Consider the following 2,928-nt stretch of genomic DNA (forward strand, 5'->3'; position numbering starts at 1 on the left):
CGGGACCTTCGCCGTGACCGCCCTCGCGGAGGGCCTCGACGGCCCGCTGTCCGTCGAGGTGTCCGACGCCGAGGGCGAGGGGCCCGCCGAGCGCTTCAAGCTGGTCGTCAAGGACGGCGACAAGCCCGTCGAGTCCTTCGACGTCACCGCGAAGAAGGGCAGCCGCGCCTACGTCGTCACGCAGGTCAAGGAGCGTTCCAAGCTCATCGCCGTGACCGAGGCCGCACCGTCCGCGCAGCTTGCCCGTCCGGAGAACCAGACCGTGACCCTGCCCGCGCCGCCGCCCGCGCCCGTCGAGCCGGCCGCACCGGCGGGCCCTGCCGCGGGCTCCCACCCCGGCCCGGCGCAGTACCTCGGCGACTCCGCCGACCGCACGGGCTTCGGCGGCCTGGAGGCCGTCGACGAGATCTCCATGGTCGCCGTGCCCGACCTGATGGCCGCCTACCAGCGCGGCGCGATCGACCTGGAGGCCGTCAAGGCGGTCCAGCTCGGTCTGATCGCGCACTGCGAGCTGATGGGCGACCGGGTCGCGATCATCGATCCGCCGCCGGGCATGAACGCCCGTGACATCCGGGTCTGGCGCCAGGAGACGGCCAACTACGACTCCAAGTACGCGGCCCTCTACTACCCCTGGATCAAGTCCTTCGACCCGGCGACCGGGCAGTCGCGCCTGGTCCCGCCGAGCGGCCACGTCGCCGGCGTCTGGGCCCGCAACGACTCCGAGCGCGGCGTGCACAAGGCCCCCGCCAACGAGGTCGTCCGGGGGGCCGTGGACCTCGAACTGCAGATCACCCGGGGCGAGCAGGACCTGCTCAACCCGATCGGCGTGAACTGCATCCGGGCCTTCCCCGGCCGCGGCATCCGCATCTGGGGCGCCCGCACGCTCTCCTCCGACCCGGCGTGGCGGTACCTGAACATCCGCCGGTACTTCAACTACCTGGAGGAGTCGATCCTGATCGGCACCCAGTGGGTGGTGTTCGAACCGAACGACCACAACCTCTGGGCGCGCATCCGCCGCAACGTCTCGGCGTTCCTGGTCAACGAGTGGCGGGGCGGGGCCCTGTTCGGGCAGAGCCCGGAGCAGGCGTACTACGTCAAGTGCGACGAGGAGACGAACCCTGCGGAGTCGGTCGACCTCGGCCGGGTGATCTGCGAGATCGGCATCGCGCCGGTCAAGCCCGCCGAGTTCGTGATCTTCCGGCTGGCGCAGTTCTCCAGCGGCAACGGGGAGTTGGAGGAGTAACCCGGCTCCGCGGAGCCCGCCTCCGCGCCCGTCACCTCCCCGTGCCCCCCTCTTCACAAGGACAGCGAACACATGAGTCTCCAGCCGGGTGACGCCCTCACCTCACACAACTTCGGCCTCCAGATCGACGGAGTGATGGTCGAGTACCTCGCCGAGATCAGCGGTCTCACCCTCGAACAGGACGTCATCACCTACCAGCAGAACAGCGCGCAGGGCCGGCCCGAGGTGGCGTTGCTGCCGGGCGTGCAGAAGAACGGCCAGTGCACGGTCGTGCGCGGCATGACCCAGTCGACGTCGTTCACGCAGTGGATCAACGACTCGATCCGCGGCCAGATGAGCACGGCCCGCAAGAACGCCTCCATCATCATGATGGACTACGAGGACAACCCGGTGAAGCGCTACAACCTGCGCAACGCCTGGTGCAGCAAGATCGAGACGAGCACGGTGAAGGCCGGCGAGGCGGCGGCGCTGACCGAGACCGTCACCATCGTGTTCGAAGAACTGGTCATCGAATAATGCGGCGTTCGGTCGGGACCGCGCCCCGGAACGCGGCGGCGGAGGCGGGGCTCCCCCACTCCGCTCCCGCCGCGGCGCCGGACCACACCCCCGCCGGCCCTCCGGCCGACCCCGCGCCACGGCAGTCGCTGCGCACCGAGTTCCCCTTCGAGCTGCCGCGCGGGTACGTCGACGACGCGGGAACCGTCCACCGTGACGGTGTCATGCGGCTGTCCACGGCGCGCGACGAGCTGGTCCCGCTGCGGGACGTGCGCGTGCAGGAGAACCCGGCGTACCTCTCGGTGGTGCTGCTGGGCCGGGTCATCAGCCGGCTGGGCACCCTCCCGATGGTGCACGACGGGATCGTGGAGAACATGTTCGCCTCCGACCTGGCGTTCCTCCAGGACTTCTACCGCCAGATCAACGCGGAGGGCCACACCCGAGCGGCCGTGCAGTGCCCGCACTGCTCGGAGCCCTTCGAGGTGGAACTCGGCGGGAGCCGCCTGGGGGAATCGTGACGTACGCGACCGACCGGCTGCACGAGGAGATCGCGTACGTCGCCTACCACTTCCACTGGGGCCTGGACGCGATCCTCGACCTGGAACACCAGGACCGGCGCCGGTACACCGAGCAGATCGCGTCCCTCGTGACGCGCGGCGCGACGGAGGGCTGAGCGGGTGGCATTCCTCGACCGGCTGCGGGGGCGGCGGAACGACGGCGGCGGGGAGGCGTCCGGCGGGTCCCCGGCTCCGGGCACCCGTGGCACGCAGACCGCCGGGAGTGCCGGGGATACGGCTCCCGGGCCCTCCGCCGCCTCCGCGACCCCGGTGGCCGTCGCCGCCTGGTTCGGTCTGCCGCCGCTGCGGCGGACGGCGGCCGACGGACCGGCGGGCGTCGCGGACGCCGCATTCGGCAGGCGACTGCCGACCTGGCAGGACCCGTCGTTCACCCGGAGGTCCTCCCCCGCGGTCCTGGACCCCTCGGCGGCCGGCGCTCTGCTCTCGGGTGCGCCGCACGGGGCCGCCCGCCCGGTCCCGGGGCTCGAACGGCCGGCCCCGGCACTGCCGTCGGGCCGTCCGGCGGGCGCACCCGCCGTGCAGCGCATGCCGGTGGCGCCGCTCCGGGCGGTCCCCGTAGGAACGCCGCCCCCCGCGGCGACCGGGACCCCCTCGGTTCGCGCGGGAGCCGGA

General features: G+C 72.1%; 4 protein-coding genes and 1 pseudogene. All 5 read left to right on the forward strand.

Translation table 11 applies throughout. From position 1 onward, the window contains the following. Positions 1-1,243 (forward strand): phage tail sheath subtilisin-like domain-containing protein (locus ABZW32_RS39440; RefSeq protein ID WP_356225693.1); only part of this gene is annotated, 1,243 nt, incomplete at its 5' end. A gap of 72 nt (positions 1,244-1,315) precedes the next feature. Next, entirely contained in the window at positions 1,316-1,759 is a 444-nt protein-coding gene (locus ABZW32_RS39445; protein WP_356225695.1) for a phage tail protein, read from the forward strand. Next, positions 1,759-2,256, forward strand: coding sequence for a hypothetical protein (locus ABZW32_RS39450; protein ID WP_356225697.1), 498 nt, complete (start codon positions 1,759-1,761; stop codon positions 2,254-2,256). The genes ABZW32_RS39445 and ABZW32_RS39450 overlap by 1 nt, the downstream gene beginning before the upstream one ends. Beyond that, positions 2,253-2,411 carry a DUF6760 family protein gene (locus tag ABZW32_RS39455; RefSeq protein WP_187743631.1) on the forward strand — a complete coding sequence of 53 codons (159 nt, stop codon included), beginning with the start codon at positions 2,253-2,255 and terminating at the stop codon, positions 2,409-2,411. The genes ABZW32_RS39450 and ABZW32_RS39455 overlap by 4 nt, the downstream gene beginning before the upstream one ends. 4 nt (positions 2,412-2,415) lie before the next feature. After that, a pseudogene (locus ABZW32_RS39460) lies at positions 2,416-2,928 on the forward strand (hypothetical protein); the annotation flags it as partial.

The organism is Streptomyces sp. NPDC004667 (assembly GCF_040609475.1).
Taxonomy (GTDB): domain Bacteria; phylum Actinomycetota; class Actinomycetes; order Streptomycetales; family Streptomycetaceae; genus Streptomyces.